15 protein-coding genes are annotated in these 19638 nt (G+C 38.7%); 3 read left to right on the forward strand and 12 right to left on the reverse strand.

The annotated features are described in order from the left end of the window. Window positions 1-131: 131 nt before the first annotated feature. The 9 genes from QZU45_RS03015 to pdxS all read right to left on the reverse strand — a co-directional run bounded on the left by QZU45_RS03015 (window position 132) and on the right by pdxS (window position 10550). Entirely contained in the window at window positions 132-290 is a 159-nt protein-coding gene (locus tag QZU45_RS03015; RefSeq protein ID WP_295351421.1) for a helix-turn-helix domain-containing protein, read from the reverse strand. A 216-nt stretch (window positions 291-506) separates the two neighbouring features. Next, complete coding sequence (locus QZU45_RS03020) at window positions 507-2561, reverse strand: alpha-amylase family glycosyl hydrolase (protein ID WP_295351424.1); 2055 nt, start codon at window positions 2559-2561, stop codon at window positions 507-509. 27 nt (window positions 2562-2588) lie between these two features. After that, complete coding sequence (locus tag QZU45_RS03025) at window positions 2589-3503, reverse strand: peptidase dimerization domain-containing protein (protein ID WP_295351426.1); 915 nt, start codon at window positions 3501-3503, stop codon at window positions 2589-2591. Further along, window positions 3500-3934 (reverse strand): hypothetical protein, encoded by a 435-nt coding sequence (locus QZU45_RS03030; protein ID WP_295351429.1) that lies wholly within the window; start codon window positions 3932-3934, stop codon window positions 3500-3502. Before QZU45_RS03030 ends, QZU45_RS03025 begins: the two co-directional genes overlap by 4 nt. 291 nt (window positions 3935-4225) lie before the next feature. Then, window positions 4226-7711, reverse strand: coding sequence for a hypothetical protein (locus QZU45_RS03035; protein ID WP_295351432.1), 3486 nt, complete (start codon window positions 7709-7711; stop codon window positions 4226-4228). Between the two features lie 5 nt (window positions 7712-7716). Further along, entirely contained in the window at window positions 7717-8136 is a 420-nt protein-coding gene (locus QZU45_RS03040) for a type III secretion system chaperone (RefSeq protein ID WP_074944498.1), read from the reverse strand. After that, window positions 8129-8527: a type III secretion system chaperone gene (locus QZU45_RS03045; RefSeq protein ID WP_295351437.1), complete on the reverse strand. Its 399-nt coding sequence runs from the start codon at window positions 8525-8527 to the stop codon at window positions 8129-8131. Before QZU45_RS03045 ends, QZU45_RS03040 begins: the two co-directional genes overlap by 8 nt. 582 nt (window positions 8528-9109) lie before the next feature. After that, window positions 9110-9673, reverse strand: a complete 564-nt coding sequence (pdxT, locus tag QZU45_RS03050; protein WP_295351440.1) for a pyridoxal 5'-phosphate synthase glutaminase subunit PdxT — start codon at window positions 9671-9673, stop codon at window positions 9110-9112. 1 nt (window position 9674) lies between these two features. After that, on the reverse strand, window positions 9675-10550 hold the full coding sequence (gene pdxS, locus QZU45_RS03055; protein ID WP_295351442.1) for a pyridoxal 5'-phosphate synthase lyase subunit PdxS: 876 nt from the start codon (window positions 10548-10550) through the stop codon (window positions 9675-9677). Between the two features lie 103 nt (window positions 10551-10653). Between pdxS and QZU45_RS03060 the strand changes: the two genes are divergently transcribed. Beyond that, entirely contained in the window at window positions 10654-12048 is a 1395-nt protein-coding gene (locus tag QZU45_RS03060) for a PLP-dependent aminotransferase family protein (protein WP_295351445.1), read from the forward strand. Between the two features lie 113 nt (window positions 12049-12161). Here the strand turns inward: QZU45_RS03060 and uspE are convergent, their stop codons facing one another. After that, entirely contained in the window at window positions 12162-13103 is a 942-nt protein-coding gene (uspE, locus tag QZU45_RS03065) for a universal stress protein UspE (protein WP_295351448.1), read from the reverse strand. A 219-nt stretch (window positions 13104-13322) separates the two neighbouring features. On the opposite strand from uspE, the gene QZU45_RS03070 reads away from it, so the two are divergent. Continuing rightward, window positions 13323-13736, forward strand: coding sequence for a DUF6803 family protein (locus tag QZU45_RS03070; protein ID WP_295351451.1), 414 nt, complete (start codon window positions 13323-13325; stop codon window positions 13734-13736). Window positions 13737-13893: 157 nt separating this feature from the next. Here the strand turns inward: QZU45_RS03070 and QZU45_RS03075 are convergent, their stop codons facing one another. Next, window positions 13894-15021, reverse strand: coding sequence for a hypothetical protein (locus tag QZU45_RS03075; protein WP_295351454.1), 1128 nt, complete (start codon window positions 15019-15021; stop codon window positions 13894-13896). A 358-nt stretch (window positions 15022-15379) separates the two neighbouring features. Beyond that, window positions 15380-16945 (reverse strand): murein biosynthesis integral membrane protein MurJ, encoded by a 1566-nt coding sequence (gene murJ / locus QZU45_RS03080; protein WP_295351457.1) that lies wholly within the window; start codon window positions 16943-16945, stop codon window positions 15380-15382. A 1422-nt stretch (window positions 16946-18367) separates the two neighbouring features. Here murJ and QZU45_RS03085 point away from each other — a divergent pair. Then, window positions 18368-19636: an alpha/beta hydrolase gene (locus QZU45_RS03085; protein WP_295351460.1), complete on the forward strand. Its 1269-nt coding sequence runs from the start codon at window positions 18368-18370 to the stop codon at window positions 19634-19636. Window positions 19637-19638 lie beyond the last annotated feature (2 nt).

Raw genomic sequence — 19638 nt, forward strand, 5'->3', positions numbered from 1 at the left:
TGAATACACCTAGAAGCGTGGTCTAGAAGAGAAATTATTTACGCTGGAAGATTATTTCCTGATACCTGAAGGTATCAGGAGATACAGAGTTCTATTTTTAAAGAAACATCTTCTCCCCAGCATTTGGCTGATTAGATGTCTTCAAGATATTCCTTATATTCCTCGTTTCTTCCTGCCAATACCTGGTTCCATGCATATCTGGCAGAGCCGCAGAGCTGAAGTAATCTTCTCTGCTGTGCGCCATTAGGTCTTAACCTATATTTGTATGCCTGTTTCCAGTTGATATTCATTTACTATGAAAGGACTCTAACAAGATTATTAACAATTGAAGATGATAGTATAAGAAAAAAAACAGAATTTTTGCACGATTAACAATGTTTATTAATGTAATTTCAATATGTTAAAGTAAAATGCAGAAAACAGCTTTTAAGGCTCGCTTCTTCCCCGCACTAAAAGTACGGGGTTTTCGCGAGCCTGAATTTGATAAAAATAGCTAAAGTGATGTATTACTTTTTAAGATTGGATACAATCACTGTTGAACGAGGAGGAATAGTCATATTCTTACCTGCAATCAGCTCCTTGATGAACTTCTCCTCAAATTCCTTAGAGGTTCTGGTTGCACCGTAGCTGTAGACGGCAAGCTTTTCTCTTCCCAGCATCTCGTAAAGACCTTCAAGACCTTCTGCATGGTCGTAACGGCGAACGTTTCTTCCTGACAGAGGGATCAGCAGATCTTCACCTGAATCCTCTGCATTGTCGCTGCCACAGTCTTCAGGCATATACATTGAAGCCAGGAGCGGGAACAGAATAGAGCCCTGTTCAAACTTAACCTGCTGACGAGAGGCGTTTACAAGTACGATACTGAATCTGTCCCTGTAAAGACGCATATAGGCAAAATAAGCACCACCGGCACTGATGAAGATCATGGTGCCGCGAGAGAAGGCTGGATTTGATCTGCGCAGGGCGGTAAGTTCGGTAATCACAGTCTGGGTTTCAGCTGAGTTTACACTTGCATGATGATCCTTTAAGGCCTTGAATGGAATCATGGAACGAGGTCCGACCTCATACTTTGCAATCACATCGCCAAGCTCATCACCCTGATAGATGCAAGGAATTCCTCGCCAGGTTACAAGACATGCCAGGGCAGCCTGATATAAGTGCTTATCGCCGCCGATAATATCGTAGAAACGAGGCAGACTGTTGTTATCCAGCTGGTTTACAAGACATAGCTTTAACTGCTGAGAAACACCGACGGCGAATTCCTCACAGGTTCTTCTTAAGTCTTCACCTGTGTAAGGGGTAGGATCACCGTTTAAGTTGATACCACCGAAAAAGGAACGGATTGGACTGATAAAGCCGGTGTAGTTGATGGTACCGTCAACATTACCCTCAGAGCATAGGGCGTATCTAGGATCGGTTCCGAAGTGACCGAGCATCAGGCAGTCAAGATGAGACTCTCTGGCGCTGTTACAGATTGCTGACAGTCTCTCGACATTGTTGCGGGCATTGCCGTTGTCACCGATCTGGTTGGCATCGTCAATAACCCAGCCGTCAATACCGTATGGAGCGCGGGTCCATTTCTTTACAATGGAATTCTCTCCCTCGTAGATAAGGTGGCGAGTCAGATAACTTGAGTAATCAAGCTTAGGATAGTTGGCTTTGTCGTCAGAAACGTAAGCGTCGCCTTCGGAGTTGAAGGTATATATTTCACGGTAAGGGGAGTCTTTATGACGGAGAGCTCCTTTTCCTGTTTTCTCCTGACGATCAAACCAAGGATTGGAATCACCGGTGTGATTGAAGGTACCGTGAAGCAGGATCTTCATCTCATAGCCTAAAGCCACGGTTCTTAATCTCTTGAGAGCTCCATTTCCTCCGAAGTGAGTATCAACAACATCATAATCCTCAGTATCATATTTATGTACTGAAGGGGCTTTGAAAATAGGGGTCAGGTAAATTGTGTCACAGCCAAGTCCTCTGATGTAAGGAAGCATGGTGGCAACACCGTCAAGATCACCACCGCAGTGAGTTTCATCAAGGTTTACAAACTCAAAATCCTTTAATCTTACAGGAGAATCTGCATTTACTTTGGTTCCATCAACAGTGAAATTTCCGGAAGAGGCTGCAAATTTATCAGGGTAGATCTGATAGATTACGCTGTCCATTGCCCACTGAGGGTGGGTGTTGAACAGTTCAATCACATAACAGTGCTGTCTTAAAGGCGGTTCTCTGGACATGCCTAAGGAACTGTACCACACTACGTCCACCGGAACACCGTCTTTATCAGATAGCATAATCTTAAAGTAATAGGTTATAAGGTTATGGCTCTTATCTGCATTAAGCGGAGCTACAAATCTATGGATTCCTGAATAGGAACCGGAATAGGTCATTGGATTTTTTACGTCTTCATTCTGGGAAAAGCTTACAATCCAGATTTTTAGTCTGCTATGGTTTACACCTCTTACAAACAGTTCTGCATTGGATGCATCCACTCCAGGTGCTGTACAGGTGTGAAAACACTGGAATGGAAGAGAGGCTCTCTGAGAACTTGTGTTCTGACGCATGTGATACTTCCTTATGTAAATACTTTTTTAAAGCATTGCTAAAGCATGACAAACTGTTATATACATCTGCTCTACGCCCTTGATGTCAACTCTTTCCTGTGGACTGTGAGGATTTAAAATAGTTGGTCCAACAGAAATCAGCTGCAGATTCTTGTTTAGAAGGGCAAACTGTGCGCATTCAACGCCTGCGTGCATTGCTGTGATCTTGAATTCACTGCCGCTAACCTCCTTGTAGCATTTATTTAATACTTCAATAAGACGGTTATGACTTGGTGATGACCAGCAGTGATGAAGATTCTTTGTTTCAACTTCAACATTATCCAGAAGGTAACAGCAGGAACGAACATCCTCAACAATCTGTGCAAGACCTGCATCCTCAAGAGAGCGAGGCATCATTTCAATTACAATCTCATTATCGAAGGTTTTTACCATTGAAAGATTGATGGAGGTCTCAACAACAGGAGCAAATTCCTTTGACATACGAATAATTCCACTAGGAAGAGCTCTTAAAAGATGAATCAGATCCTGAGTCTGAGCATAACCTAAAGCCTTTAAAACTTCAGCTTCGGTGATCTCAATCTTCATGTCAGGATCGGTCTTTGAATATAAAGACTTCTGGTTCTCAAAGATTCTTAAAAGACTCTTTTTTATCTCTTCGGTTTCGTCCTGTGGAACTGCAATAGTTACACTTGCCTTTGCCGGAATCGAATTTCTTACGGTTCCGCCAGTGAAATCCTGTATGAAAAGATCATATTCGTCACTCAGATCGTCAATGATGGTGGCCATAACCTTGATGGCATTAGCATTACCAACATGGATATCTGCACCTGAATGACCTCCGCTCAGATTGGATAATCTGATAGTAAGCGCGCTAGTTGCCTCAGGAATAATTTTTGAGATATTGAATCTGATATCAATATCCTGAGAACCTGCGCAGTTCACATATAGGAAACCATTCTCCTCAGAATCAAGATTGATGAGATAGGTTCAAACATGGATAGAGCCATAGCAATAGCAATACCGTTGTCGGCTCCTAGAGTGGTATTTTTAGCTTTTACGAATTCACCGTCTACATAGCTTTCAATAGGATCCTTCAGAAAGTCAAATTCGTATCCTTCAGCTGCAACCGGAACCATGTCCATATGGCCCTGCAGAATAACGGTAGGAGCGTCTTTCTTGTCTTCACTGGCAGGTACATCAATGATGACGTTGCCTACTTCATCGGTTTCAACTTTAAATCCATTCTTATTGGCAAAATCAACTATGTATTTTGCTACATTCTGTTCATGAGAAGATGGACGAGGAATCTTGTTTAATTCTGAAAAATGTTTCCAAACTGATTTTGGTTCTAAGTCTGTTATTAATGTACTCACTTTATTTCCTCAAATTTTACGTAATCGCACGCATTATAACACATGGAGCGGCTTATGATGGTGCATTGAGAAGGAGAACAATAGACTCTGGTTCTGTTTTTTCAAACATCACGTTTGTTTTCAGTTAGTTAGAGGTACCGGACAGCCAATAATACAAATATTCTGAAAGTCCTTTTGTGTTTCCCTTGTTCTGAAAAAAAATACCTGCAATCCATTTCAGTTTTGCAGGTATTGTAAAGGTTTGTTTTACCTTTGCTGTGTTAATCTAACGTCATTCTCCAATAACGCTGTTTAATCAGAACTCATACTACTTTCTGACTCATCGTCACTGTCAACCTCATCTACATCACTATGGATACTTGCATTATCTTCCTCCTGATTCTGCTCTTCAATCTGTACAGCTCCAGGAAGTTCAGATCTGAAGGCTTTAGTCATTGGCACTATCAGATCATGGACTGCATTGACAATGTCATCATTATTCGAATTACGCTGCAATGCATTTAATCTGTTAACGGCATCCTCTGCTCTAGCACGAGCATCAGGATCCATTAGTTCAAGTGCCCGATTTATTAGACCACGCGATTTCTCACTTAGTGGAATTAACATTTTTACTGCATCGATATTGCGAGCCATCCATGTTTTTATTCCTTCACATGATCCTGAGGTAAATGAAGACTGTGCCAGTAAGGATTCTGTCTTTTCCATCAGTGTTGTCAGTGAGGTATTGACTATAGCGCCATTTTCCTTAATGTTTTCGGTTACAGTTAAGGAGAGGTCAAAACTTACTCCAAGTCCTACGCCTAAAGGCTCTTCACTGATTCCAAATTTAGTGGTATCAGTTGCTGTTAACGTTACAGTTTCCAACTCACCGTCAACATATGACAATTTCAAGGATCTAGTTTTATCATTGGTATAGGCAATATCGCCACCTTTTACATAATCCTTAAGATCCCCTGGCTTTAATTGTTTATCCAGTTTAGGATCCATTGCTGCTTTGGTTATAACTCCCAGAACAGCCTGATATGTAAGGCTTTCCTCACTATTGATAAAATTTAAAACTTCTTCCATGTTTGCTGCATTGTTCATGAACTTCATTACAGCTGCTTTAGCTGATTCTTTGACACCTGCAACAATCATTGATCTTATGACGTTTTCTCCTACGTCTTTAACTGCGGTTTTTCCTGCCTCTAAGCCGCCTTTCAAAACTTCATGGTTAGTCTCAATTTTCTTGTGATCTGAATTAATCTTGTATAAAGCATTAATAAGTGTATTGAATGCCATATTCTGAGTTAAGACTACCTCATGATTTGTCTTGGTAACATTCTCCCATGGGCGAGGATCGTCTTCGTTAGCAGGTTTCTCTGATGAGAACTTATAACTGACTTTATACTCAAGACCGATCTCTTTTCTTACCTGGTCAATAGCACCATCCGCAACCCCCTTGGCTATACTACCTACTACGGTATTAGTAGCATCTTTCATACCGTCAGTAAGTCCCTTTGCCTCTTCTTTAAATGCAGATAATTCTACCGAGGCACTAAAGTTCTTACGGACCTTAGCTGGTTTTGCAAGGCCGGAGCCTTCCATGAAGTACTCTCTGTAAATATCTACAGGGATCTTTATTTCAGGGTTAGAGAATCGGGCTAGCAGTTTGTCGGCAAGCTCTCTACTAATTACTTCATCACGAGCTTTAATTTCAGTAGCGATCATCAGGTTTCTAATATTATTGGCAAATGCCTGCCATAACAGATCATTGGTAGGAGGATTCTCTTTTGCTTCCCTGATAAGCTCAGTATACTGCTGTTCCAGATCGCCCTGAGGTAGAACAGAAGGCTGTCCTGATACAGGATTATTTCTCTTCATCTGTTCTACTGCCTCTGTATTAGGCATATTTTTCAGCAAGTTTACTACAGGAGCATAGAACTGGGATTTCACTCTAAAATCTCTTTCAAGGCTTCCTGAAAGACTTGCTTTTGCCGTTAACATCTTGTCAAAGAAATCCATGCCGGCGCTTGCATCTGCTGAGCCCTTGATTGTCCATCCTGATTGCTCAGATAGGATAATTGCATTAGATTTCTTTGCAAGAATTCCATCAACCTGATCAATATAACCCTGGGTTTTTATAGCATTAAAGTACTGGGCATTGGAGTGGAGGGTATCTCCTTTGTGTCTTCCAATCCATCCGCCTAATTGTCCGAGCTTTCCACCAATATACTTTACTCCGCTCCACAAAAATGCTCCAAATTGGCGTGTGGTAGCAAATTTATTGCGATTTGCATCAGCAATAAGATCATCCAGTGAAGCATAGGTGCGGGTTGAAAATGAAGACACCTGTCCACCTAATCCTGCCTGAACCTTTCCACCTGTAAAGGTTTTTTCTTCATCACCGGCTTTTACAAGAAGCTTTCCTTCAAGGCCGCCAGCTAATCTGAAGGTTACTGTTACTGGATTTCCTTTTCCCATGCCTTTTACATCGGCTGTTACAGTGAATCTTGCACTGGCTTTAACGCCTGCAGTTACTGTTTCAGGGAAGCCTAGTCCAACCAGGACACCGGCTGCAACTGTAAACTCAACTTTTCTTGAACCGCCAGAGTCAACAGCTGGGCCTAAAATTTCATGAATTCTTGTGTAATCGTCACTTCTCTGCTGATACCTTCTGATCTGATCATTTGTACGATGGCTTATTTCCAGTGTGTCATTAATAGTATTTCTCAGATTGAATTTTTGTGGTATTGCAACAGGTTCCTGTCTCACATTTTCATGTCCCACATTTTCATTAGTTATAATGTTATTGAACTGTTGCAGTAATCTTGCAACATCGTCTTCAAGACTATTGACATTAACAATCTCATTCTTGGTAACTTTGTGGTTAATACCAAAAGTGAATAGATTCTGAATACCTCTAAAAGTTCTTTCAATTATTCCCATCTTCTGGGTATTATTGTTTATTTTTAATAAGCTTGACTGAGTCTCATAACGGAATACTCGCAGAAACTTTCTAATCTGAGCCAGTGCTTCATTTGGATCTGAGGATAAGGTACTACTTTCAGGCAATCCCAAGCTTAGCTGTCTTCTTGCATCTTTTAGACTTGTGAGCTGTTCTTTGAGTTGATCAAAAATAGGCTTTAGCTGATTTTTTAAAACCGGATTATTTTGGGTTAGGTCCTCATATTTTTGGGTTAAAGAACCTTCTAACTCCTCAATATATTTATCGCCTTTAATATCAGCTCTGATATTGTCGTATGAATTCTTGACGAGATCCTTTAGACCTTCTGCCTTACTAAAATCCCATTCTTTTCCAACAGCCTGATTCTGTACCTGAGGCTGTTGCTGAGGATTTACTTCATTATCATGTTCAATTTCGATCTGCAGATTCTCTGGCTCCTGATTAACCACATTATCTTCAGGCTCTTCATTTATGAACGACTGATTCTGTTGTTCCTGATTTATAGGATTATTTTCAGGCTGACCATTTCCGGCAGGAGGATTCAGATCTTGATTTTGAATAATATTATGAAGATTCTGATCCATTACATTAACATGTTTTCCGTTGTGACCATCTACATTTGATTGCAGATTGTTACCATTAGCAACACCATTGATGACATCGTTAAGTCCGATATCATTCTTAATATTATCTATAATTTGCTGCTTTTCAACATTGTTAGGCTGGTCAACGTTCTGCTCATTCTGAATATTATTATTCTGAACATTGTCTATCAGAGCGGATCCTACAGGAATGTTTCCATTGTTATTAATTGAGATACGGTCTGTCATAGTAATTACTCCTCTACAGGATAATGCTCTGCAAAGTAATCTCTGGTTGAACGAACTGCATGAACAAAATTATCAACCCAATCTGCTAGAACTTCTTTTGATGTTACGGTTAGAGCACTCTGATGATCGGCAGCTAATATCAAATTGTTTTGAGGATCCATCATTAAAGTGACTCTTCCTGCTACATTTCCGATGTCGTTAAGCTTCAGAAGCTCTATTGCCTTCTGACCTGAAGCTTCATCATCTTCGAGTTCACCCACAGGAGAGAACATCAAAATAGAGTCAGATTGTTCAAGATAATTTATGTTAATTACAACCTCATTATCTGCAATAAAAGTGGAGGTGTTATCATCGCTCAGATAGATATCTTCCTGAAGCATATCTCCAAATTCATCTAAAACTTTTGCAAATTGATCTCTAAGCATATAGTTGACTCCTGATCATCCAGTCACTGACGGTTTTAACGAATTCCTCAACAGCCTGCTTTAAGACTTCACTATTTGGGAATGCTGTAATCAGTCGACGTTCTGTTATATATACGGCATCATCAGCTCCTATGGAGAGTGTTGCTCCATTTGTTCCACTCCAGAAAAAATTTCCTTTTAGAGCATCTTTTGCAAATTGTTTAGCTCGCTCTAGTGCGCTTAGTTCAACAACCTTTGCTCGGAAGATTACGTTTTCTGTGTCTCCCTGTGCAAAACCAAGTGTAAGCGCAAAAGACTCAAAAGGAATAGCAAGAATTCCATCTTGAACATCTATTGTCTCTGGATAAGTATCTTTAATGAGTTGCTTAAACTCTTCTATCTCTGTAATCATATTTATACTTTCCCTTTTTGACCTACCTTTATTTAATTATAAGTAATAATAAAGTACCAAAATTTGAACTACATCAAAAGTTTAGAAAAATGTAACTACATAAAATTATTTATTGATTTAAAGGAGAAAAATCGTTTTTATTGGTAACATATTGAATTTAATAAATTAAAATCAGTGTACGACCGTAAATACATAATCTTAACCTTTCAATAATTACCTAAAAAAAAGTAAAATTTCAAAAAGAAACATACATAATTTTATGTAGCAGAAAAGTTTGATGTTTCAAGAAGATATTTCCCCTCTTTGAATGATATGTGATTTTTCTTATAAATCAAGTTGATATTCTTGAAAGTGGCGGATTGTGCAAATTTTTGAAGATATGGAAAATAGAGTTAGGAGAAGAGCCGATACAGTTTTTTTCTGTCACCTCGTCATCGATCATTCTGTGTTTTAAATATGTTGACTTTTTTATGCGGAGAGTTGCTTGCATAAAGAATTCTCAATGCAGAGAATTCTTTTAGCTTAATTGGACTGTATCTGCTGAAATTTAAGCAGCAGTTTTACAATGAGAAGATGTGAAAACTAAGCTGCAATCAGCTCCAGAAATTTTTGATGGATTCTTGTATCCTCAGTAAGCTCGGGATGGAAGGCAAGACCAATCTGATGCTTGTACTTTACTCCCACGATCTTATCCTCATGAACACAAAGTGTTTCCACTCCATCCTCCGTACTGGAGATATATGGTGCTCTGATAAATACCTCCGGATAATCAGAGACACAGCCTACATTCTGCTTGGTAACAAAGCTTGACAGCTGACGCCCAAAGGCATTACGTTTTACGCTTACCGGCAGTGTTGCCAGATGACTTTTGGGCGCATTATCAATGTTCTTTGCCAGCAGAATCAGTCCGGCGCAGGTTGCAAGGGTAGGGAGTCCATCTTCAATCAAGCCTTTTAGTAACTGCTTCATCTCAAGTTTATCTAACAGAAGTGACTGGACAGTACTCTCTCCTCCTGGAAGAATTAGTCCATCAAGATTGTTCAGATCTCCTTTCTGCCTAAGCTCAACGGTATCTGCTCCAAGTTTCTGAAGCATTTTTTCGTGTTCAATAAAAGCTCCCTGAACGGCAAGAACACCAATTTTCATTTTATTTGCCTCGCTCTTCCATAATCAGCTTGATTTCATGCTCATTGATTCCGACCATGGCCTCTCCAAGATCTTCAGATAGGGAGGCAATAAGCTTGGCATCTGTGTAATTGGTTACAGCCTGAACAATGGCTGAAGCTCGCTTTTCCGGATCTCCTGACTTGAAGATACCTGAACCGACAAATACTCCTTCTGCTCCTAACTGCATCATCAGCGCAGCATCTGCAGGTGTTGCAACACCACCGGCAGCGAAATTTACAACAGGCAGTTTTCCGTTATTATGAACAGATAAAATCAGATCATATGGAACCTGCAGGTTTTTTGCCTCCTCATATAGTTCATCTGGACTTAATGAGACCACTTTTCTTATCTGGGACTGAATCTTTCTGAGGTGACGAACTGCCTGTACTACATCTCCTGTACCTGGCTCACCCTTGGTTCTGATCATGGAGGCGCCTTCACTGATGCGTCTTAAAGCCTCTCCTAAGTCTCTGGCTCCACAGACAAAAGGAACCTTGAACTTGGTCTTATCAATATGATAGATATCATCGGCAGGAGTTAAAACCTCTGACTCATCAATATAGTCAATCTCAATAGCTTCCAGAATCTGAGCTTCTACAAAGTGGCCTATACGACACTTGGCCATTACCGGAATACTTACTGCATCCTGAATTCCTTTGATCATCTTTGGATCACTCATTCTGGAGATACCTCCTGCAGCTCTGATGTCCGCAGGGATTCTCTCTAAAGCCATGACGGCGCAGGCGCCAGCCTTTTCCGCGATTCTTGCCTGTTCAGGGGTGGTTACGTCCATAATCACACCGCCTTTTAACATCTGAGCTAAACCTTTGTTTACGATAATTTCTGAATTTGACATTGTTTTTCTCCTTGATTTATCTATATCAGAAATTATATAGTTATCTGGTATTATATAAATCTCCAGAATGATAATGTTTTAGATGTCAGATTTGAGGTGCTGCATGTTAACCTATGTCTTTGAGAACAACGGTGTTCCAATGTATGAACAGCTTTATGAATACCTTAAGGATGACATTACAAAGGGAATTTTAAAGACAGATGAAAAACTCCCTTCCAAAAGAGCCTTTGCCAGAAACAACGGGATCAGTACCATTACGGTTCAGAATGCATATAACCAGTTGCAGAGTGAAGGGTATATTTATTCGTTAACGAAAAAGGGCTATTACGTTGCAAATCTCTGCAGTCTCAGAAAACTAGGCGCAGATACAAAACTCTCTTTGGATATTAAGCTGCCTCCTTCTGAGGAAGAGTGTGAAATCAATTTTTCCAACAATAATATCAAGCCTGAGAATTTTCCTTTCTCTGTATGGTCCAGACTTTCAAGAGAAGTGATGTCGCAAAAGAGCAGGGAAGTCCTGATCCAATCTCCAACAGGAGGTATCTTAGAATTAAGGGAGTCCATAGCGGAACATCTTAAGGCCTTTCGTGGAATGCTCATCGATCCCAATCAGATTATAGTGGGCGCCGGAACAGAATATCTGTACGGTCTTTTGATTCAGCTGTTAGGAACCAAGCGTAATTTCTGTATAGAAAATCCTGGTTATAAAAAGCTTAAATCAATCTATTCTCAGTATGGAGCAAACTGTGTTTTGGCAGATATCGACAGAAAAGGTGTAACGGTTCAGGAGCTTAATAGGGTGAATGCTCAGATCGTTCACATAAGTCCAAATCATCATTTCCCGACGGGGATTACCATGCCTGCTGACCGACGCTATGAGATCTTAAGCTGGGCCAATGAAACTTCTGACCGGTATATTATTGAGGATGATTATGACAGTGAGTTTCGTCTGAGTGGTAAGATTCATCCAACCCTTTTCAGTATAGATGGCTGTGAGAAAGTTATTTACATGAATACCTTTTCAAAGACTCTAACCCCAACCATACGTATCAGCTATATGGTTTTGCCGATAGATCTTGCAAATCGCTTCTATCAGGAACTTTCCTTCTACTCCTGCACGGTTTCGAATTTCGAGCAGTATACTCTTTCTCTGTTCATAAACAGAGGCTATTTTGAAAAACACATCAACAGAATGAGACTTTACTATTTGCGCAGACGAAGAGAAGTGATAGAACTGCTGTATAAGAGCTCGCTGAAAGATAATATGGAGCTTATTGAAAACGAGTCAGGTCTTCATTTTCTGATGAAGCTTAAAACTGATATAGATGATGAGACTATAAAAAGAGAGCTGCTTAAAAGAAAGATCAGAATAAGTCCTTTGTCTGATTACTATATGACAGGAAAAGCTATACCCCATCACTTTGTTATTAACTACTCTAGTTTAGATATTAAAAAACTTGGGACGGTGTTTGAAACTCTGAACAGAGTGATTCATTAAGTGATTGGGTCACGCAAATCTCCGCTGTCAAATAAAGCAATTTCAACCAGCGAAAATAATTCAGCCTCACCAAAGTGAGGCCAAAATAGATCAGTATTTCCTAAAAAGAATGACTACTCTCTGTTCTTTTCCTTCTCCAGTTTTATGGCTTTACGATTTAATACAAACAGATCTGCGTCAATATCATCAACAATCTCTTCACAGGTGTTTCCGATAAGTGCGGCTGCAATGCCGGAACGACCTGCAGAACCGATGAGAACAGCCTTTGCATTGATCTGTTCGCAGATTGAAGGAATTACGTCATCCGGCATGCCTTCCTCAATATGGCAGTATTCTCTGTCAATATGGTGCTTGTCTGCAAACTCGAACATACGGTTTCTGTGTTCTTCCAGAACTCCCTGTTCATACAGGTCAGGGGAATAGTGAGGAACCTCGAGCATAACTGTTGGCATATAAACAGGTGCAGAATTTATCAGATGAATTCTGCTTCCTGTTGCCTTTGCAAGAACCTGTGCCTCACGCAGCATTGCTACGTTACTCTGCAGATGGTCATTTAGAGTGAAATCCACACAGACTGCAATGTTGCCTCCTGTCTGCCAGTCATTGTTTTTGGCGATGATAACTGGAATTTCCGCATGACGGAGAATAAACCAGTCAATAGGAGTGAAAATGATTGAATCGAGTATACCGTGACGATTTGCTGCCTTGATGATCAGATCATAATTACCCGCTCTCATTTCGTCGATAACTGCTTCACCTACATCTCTGTTTTCAACAACTTTAGGAACAATAGTTGCTTCTGAATTTTCCTGAGAGCGGTATTCCTCAATAATCTCATTAAGATGGTCGATATGAGTCTGTTCTATATCTTCGTGAATTGGCTTTTCCTTAACTTTATTCAGAATGAGCAGATCGTATGAAAAATCATACACAACTCTAAGGTATGTAATAGTTGCCTTAGGATTGAATTTTGCAATTTCTAAAGCTCTTTTTAGTGCTATTTGAACATCTTTTTTTGGCTCTGCAATAACCAGAATGTTTGTATATTTTCTCATAGCCAACCCCTTATTTTTATAGTGTTTACATACTTTTAACTATAAATTAAATAACAAGGAAAATCATTTTGTACTGCTTATAAATGTGCGAAGACAAACAAAATTTTTTACAAAATTTCAAAAGGTTATTGTCTTCAAACGGATCATCGGTTAATGTTTTCATTTGGAAATGCTTTCATCTATATTTGGTTTTTTTTATAAGAAAACAGACCTAAACTGATGCTTGTAAATAAGCTTTCATGCCTTCTAGGTGCGGCTGTATTTCTTCTGATTGATATATATATCTTAAAAGAGGTCATTGTTCCTCTGACAGAGAATTCCGGCTGGTATGGTCTGATTGATAAGATTGCGGTCGGTTTCTATGTTTTAGGCGGACTGATAATGGTTGCTCTTGGCGTGGTAACATTAAATACCTTCAGAGCTTTCTTAGGTGAGAGATTCCAGAGAGGTTTAAGAGTTGGTCTGCTTTCAGCTTTTCTTGTGATTTCTCATGTTGCCATGATTGCAGGTATGGCTGATCCTAGACTTGATTCTGACTACAGAGTTCTAACTGAAGAAAGATCCGCTGCATCTGAATCTATGATGAGTGCAGATACTTCTTTCTCTCACAGTCATGGACATGAGCACCACTAATATTTAAGACTATGGGCTGACCTCAGTCAGTCCGTAATAAGAACAAATAAAACTCTGACATTATTATTTGCCAGAGTTTTGCATTTTTTTAGCCAATCCTGCGTATACCTGAAATTTTTCTGGATACTTACAGGATGGCTTTCAGGAAAAACGAAGTCTAGTCGTAAAGACTATATTCGAACTCGCATTTACAGCTAGGACAGAACGAAATTTTTTTACTTGCGAAAAAATCATCATTCTCACTAGCAAGAACAGGTGTTCTTATTCCTTTTCTGGTATAAAGGTTCAGATAAGGAGTATGACAGTCTTCACAGGCTACAACCTCTGCCTGTTTAGAAACGAATATTTCAAGGGCTGTGAAGAAATCATCAAAGAATGCAAACTCAAATGGCTTCTTTACCTTTACCGGATAAAGTCTGTTGAAATTTCTGCACAGGTCGAAGCATGCTCTGTATACACCTATGGCAAGCGGCAGTGACATTTTCTCGCCGATATCTTCCTGATCAAAATGATTTGATGTTGGCAGCTTGTTTAAAAGAATTCGACTGCAGATGGTGTACATTGAGAGCATCAGCATAATCTGGTTGCTAAACTGTTTGTTGCTGCATACCTTAATCAGATGAGATATTCCAAAGTTAGTATCATTATCTGCTGCTTTATAGCGTCTCATAGGTCTTAAATTCTCGGAAAGCACTGTTTCGTACAGATCTTTGATGGTCTTAGATCCTGTTCCGGTGAGCTTGCTGATAAGATGTTTGGTACTGCCTACTTTTACCAGCATATAAGCCAGGGTTTTGCGTTTGGAAACGTCATCTGCAGGTCCAATAATGTTTGGAAATACACTTAGCTGCATCTTGTTTTCTATAACACACAGCAGATTGCTGTTTTTTCTGTTGATAAGCTTTTCGACAAGTGTCTCTGAAGTCTGTGCCGCTTCAAGAAGAGCACATCTTAGCTGGTTTGTGTTTGAAGATGATAGTCTTGAAACTGCATTTAGCTTTGTTTCATCCATCTTTTCAAATTTAACTTTGGAGTATAGGTTAACATCGGCAAGTGTCTGCATGTTGTTATAGAGTTCAGGAGCAACATTTGCTGCATACTGCATATAGGGAACAAGGGCTGCTGGCATATAGTTGAACAGCAGGTTAAATGCAGCGGTCATGCGTGCTTCAGCTTTCGGTGTCAGATTTAAGGAACAGTCTTTTTCCTTTGTATAAGACGATTCAAAGATTTTCTTGCAATGGACTCTGTAGTATTCAGATGCGTTTATTTTTAAATGCTTCATAATAGGATATCTCGAAAATAGTATTAGGTTGTAATCTCCTTATTTTTTATTATTGATGTTTATTTTATTTAACTATACAAAATATTATTTTCTGTATGTATAGAGCCGACTATTATAATGATAAAAAAATGAATGTCTTTGCATAAAACAGTCAAATTTTGCACAATATTTTTAAGTGTTAAAAAAACTATGCAAATTCAAAGAATAATTCTGGATTTTTTTTCGAAAAAATGCTTCCTATTGTTTTGTAATGCGGCATATTCTGCATTTTTTTATCAACGGAGAGATGTTTATTGAGGATTTTGAGTGCGCACTGTAGACAATACGAGGATAGCTTAAAATAGCTATCCTCTTAAAATTACATTCTTATCATTCTTGGTTTGATGCCAAGAGCCAGACATACAGCAACATAAGTTGCTCCTCCCATTAGAACGTAGGCGGTAAGATAGAAGATAGACTCTATGGTTGACATGCTTACCCAGCGGTTGAAATCCAGTACTGTAAAGTGGATTACAAGGGCCATGGCTATACCAGCAGCTAACGCCTTTAGAATAAAGATAATTGTGCCTGAGGATACGGTATAGATCTTTCTTTTATATAAGAAGAACAGCAGCAGTGAAAGATTTACGTAGGCTGCAAGAGCAGTGGACAGGGCAAGACCTACATAACCTAAGGGCCATACCAGACAAAGGTTAAAAATAATGTTGGAGATGATGGCAATCAGTGAGCATTTTACTGGTGTCTTTGTGTCCTGTATGGCAGCAAATCCCTGTACGATAACTCTTACCAGCATGATTGCGCATAAGCCTGAAACTGAAGCTAAAAGAGAAGCTGCAGACAGGTGAACGTGCTCAGGTGTGAATGCGCCTCTCATAAAAATAACTCTAAGGATTGGCTCTCTTAGTGAAATAATACCGCACATGGATGGAATTCCCAGAAGCAGCACAAGTCTTACACCCCAGTCCAGAGTTTTTACGTATTTGTCCTTTGCCTCATTGATATTGATCTTGGATAGGGCTGGCAGAATTACTGTTGAGATTGCTACAGCAAAGATTCCTATTGGAAACTCCAGCAGTCTGTCTGAGTAATAAAGATAAGATATTGCACCTGTTGCCAGGAAGGATGCCAGGGCTGTATTGACAATAAGGTTAATCTGACTTGCTGATACACCTATAATTGCCGGAATCATCAGACGTCTGATGGTTTTGACTCCTTCATGAGACCAGCCCCACTTTGGCAGAATAAAGATTTTGAGCTTTATTAAAAAAGGGATCTGCAGACACAGCTGAAGTATACCTCCCACAACCATACCATAAGCCAGAACTACATTCGGATCCTCAAAATGAGGTGCTACAAAGAAGGCAAAGGAGATAAGAGAAATATTTAATACACAGGGGGTAATTGCCGGAATAAGAAATTTTCCAAAAACATTCAGTACGGCACTGCTTAAGGCGGTTAAGGTAATAAAGAAAAGGTAAGGGAAGGTAATCTTTAAAAGATAGCTTGCCTGAGTAAACTTAATAGCCTCATCGGTATGTTTTAAAAAGGCCTGATACCATCCCCAGCCGAAGATTGCGGTTAAAACAGGAGAGGCCACCATACCGATAAGTGTAATCAGCAGAACAACTGCGCCGAGAGTACCAGTTGTTTTGTCCAGCAGTTCTTTTAAGGCTGCCTTATCTCCGGTTTCTCTGGTTTTGCTCATTACAGGCACAAATGCCTGAGAAAAAGCTCCCTCAGCAAATAGTCTTCTGAAGAAATTTGGAATTCTGTTGGCAAAGAAATAAACGTCAGCACTTAAAGATGCGCCTAACAGTGAAGCAATTGCTATATCACGCAGCATTCCAAGAATACGGGAGAGAAAGGTTGCACCTGCAGTTATGGCTCCTGATCTTAACAGGACAGATTTTTTTTTATTTTCCACTTTGTATCCTTATTTATTAGTCAACAAATTTTAGCAGATTTAATCCATACCGGCTTTATAAAGTTAATCTGTCAGGCTCCGGTTATGAAAATATGCAGATAAATGTTCAATAAAATAAACGTAAATGCAATGAAAAGATCAAATAAAAGCAATTTACAAAACTGAAAATAAATAATAGAAAATACTGCTTTTGTAGATAATGTCGGAAACTGTGGGAAACTCTGTGGATTGTGCGGGAAACTGTGGGTAAATTGCATTTAATCAGCTCTGACAGCTTGTGGGAAAATAATAAAAAAAAGCTATTGCTTTATAAAAATTATTTAATTTTCAAAATGTTAATATAGAATACGCTTTTTCCCACAACTGATAATTTTAAAAATATTCCTCTAAACCCAAAAATGTCGATTTATTGAGATTTGTATTTCTTAATAAGCAAGAATAAAAGTAGTAGTTTATAAAATAAAAACGTTATTTAACAAAGCGATAAGTAAAAATTTAGATATATTTAAGAATAGTTGTTATTAGGATTTCAGAAATGAAAGAAATGAGCATCCAAAAAACTTTCCCTAAAGCTGTGGGAAAATGTGTGGATAAAAATTTTTTTTAGTTTTAGCTACAGCTATTGACATTTAAATGTCAATAATGAACAAGAAAAAATATAAAAGTTTTTTAATTAAAATACAAAGTGTTAACCCATTATCCCACACCTTTGAATTATGATTTTTAGACCTGTGGGAAAGTGGAAAAAGTTTTCCACACCTGTGGGAAACTTTTCGGTTTTTTTATGAATTCTTAATGTTTTCAGCTCTAGTAGGGAATAATTGTTGTTTTTTATTCTTGTAGATAAAATCAGACATAACAATATAATAAATATTCATACTGTGTTTACATATTTTTTCAATAGTTTTTTTTTGAGTAACATTTTTTGGAAAAATGAAAATTTTTATTTGAATTATTTTTAAAATCAACAAGATAAATAAAATTTGATTTTAAGAAAAAAATGACTATCGTTTTAAACATTCTTTTAATTACTTCTATTTTTTTTTAATCTAAAAATGAATTTTTTTATAAAAATTTTTTTTCCCAATTAGGTTGTGGGAAAGTCTGTGGGTTATGGTGGAAACTGTGGGAAACTAAGTTAAATTGGCTATTCTGCCTGTGGGAAACTCAGTAGATAAACTTGTGGTTTATCTTTTAAATTTGGCTTTATAATGCGGTTTTATTAAAATTGAGATCTTGACCTATTTATATAAATTTTTACAAAAGTTGTCATGTGCATTTTTTGTTTTTAGTATGTTCATAAAGTGGATTTTTTCATATTTCCTTTTCTGTTCTATTTTTGTTCAATCCGTTTAAAAGTGCATCAAGACTATAAATAGGTTAAAATCTGCTTAATTCGTATGACTAGGTAAGATATGTTTTATGGAAGAATCTTTAAATCTAAGTGAAATCCTTTTTAAACCTAAATTCGTTTATCCTGAGACTTCAGTCATTTCAAATAGTGGCGTGGAACTTCCGGCTTTATCCCGAGAAGACATTTCCTTCGGTTTTGTTATAGATTTCTACAGACCTGTTCTTAAGTTTGAATGGGTTTTCTCTGGAGGAAGCGCTCTTGATATTGATGAGGCTCTTGCAAAAATCTGTGTCTCAAAGAATGTCCGCAGCAGAGATTCTTTACATGATACCGTGAAGGAATACGGCAGCGGTCACTGGAATTTTGAGTTCAATTCCATTGCTCAGAATCGAGTCAACAAGGCTCATGAATGTGAAAGACGAAATGATGTTTTAGGGGCAAGCCACAATTACCGTCTGGCTTCCCGTTATTTCGCCATTGCAGCTTATCCTTTTCTTAAGTCAGATACTTTAGCTCAGAATTCTGATACCCTGTGCCGTACTACCTATAAGAAGATGTATGATATTGATCCTTCCAACGGTATTCTGCAGGAACATTTCTTTAATGTTGACGGAAAAAAGGTCTCTGGCTATCTGCATCTTCCTGATTTAAAGCAGGTCTATCCTTGTGTAATTATTGTCTGTCCGTATGAGAGTAACTTCTCATATGCCTACAGATTCATCAATGATTATCTTGCTAAAGCCAATATTTGTGCCTTTGTACTGGAAATGCCTGGCGCAGGAGCCTGTGAAAAACTGAATCTTAATGATCATTTCTCTATGGCTATAGAGGCTGCTATCGATTATCTTGGAACCTTAAAGTATATTGATGCAACTAACATTGGTCTTTACGGTTCTGGTATCGCTGGTACAGCCTGCATCAGAGCCGCAATTCTCAAGAGTTCAAAGGTTAGAGCTCTTGCTCTGCTGGCTCCATATGTTCATTCTTTCTTTACAGATCAGGAAATCCTGGATTCAATGCCTCTGTGTCTGAGATCTTCTCTGTGCAACCGTCTTGATCTGGATGCTAAGGACTGGGATACTCTAACTCCTCAGTTTAAGGTTTTCTCTCTAAAAGAGCAGGGAATTCTTTCTGGAAGAGGTGGATGTAAGATTCCAACCTATGCAAGTATCGTAAGGGATTCTGTTGTAAGTAAAGAAGATATAACTCTACTAGAGAATAATTTCAGCGATATAACTGTCAAATCTAATGAGAAGATTGGACGTGCTGAGTTTATTCGAAATTCAATTATTGAAGTAACCAAGTTTTTCTCAGAAAAATTTTCATCTGGTAATTAGAA

It is taken from the genome of uncultured Succinivibrio sp. (assembly GCF_902756765.1).
GTDB lineage: Bacteria > Pseudomonadota > Gammaproteobacteria > Enterobacterales > Succinivibrionaceae > Succinivibrio.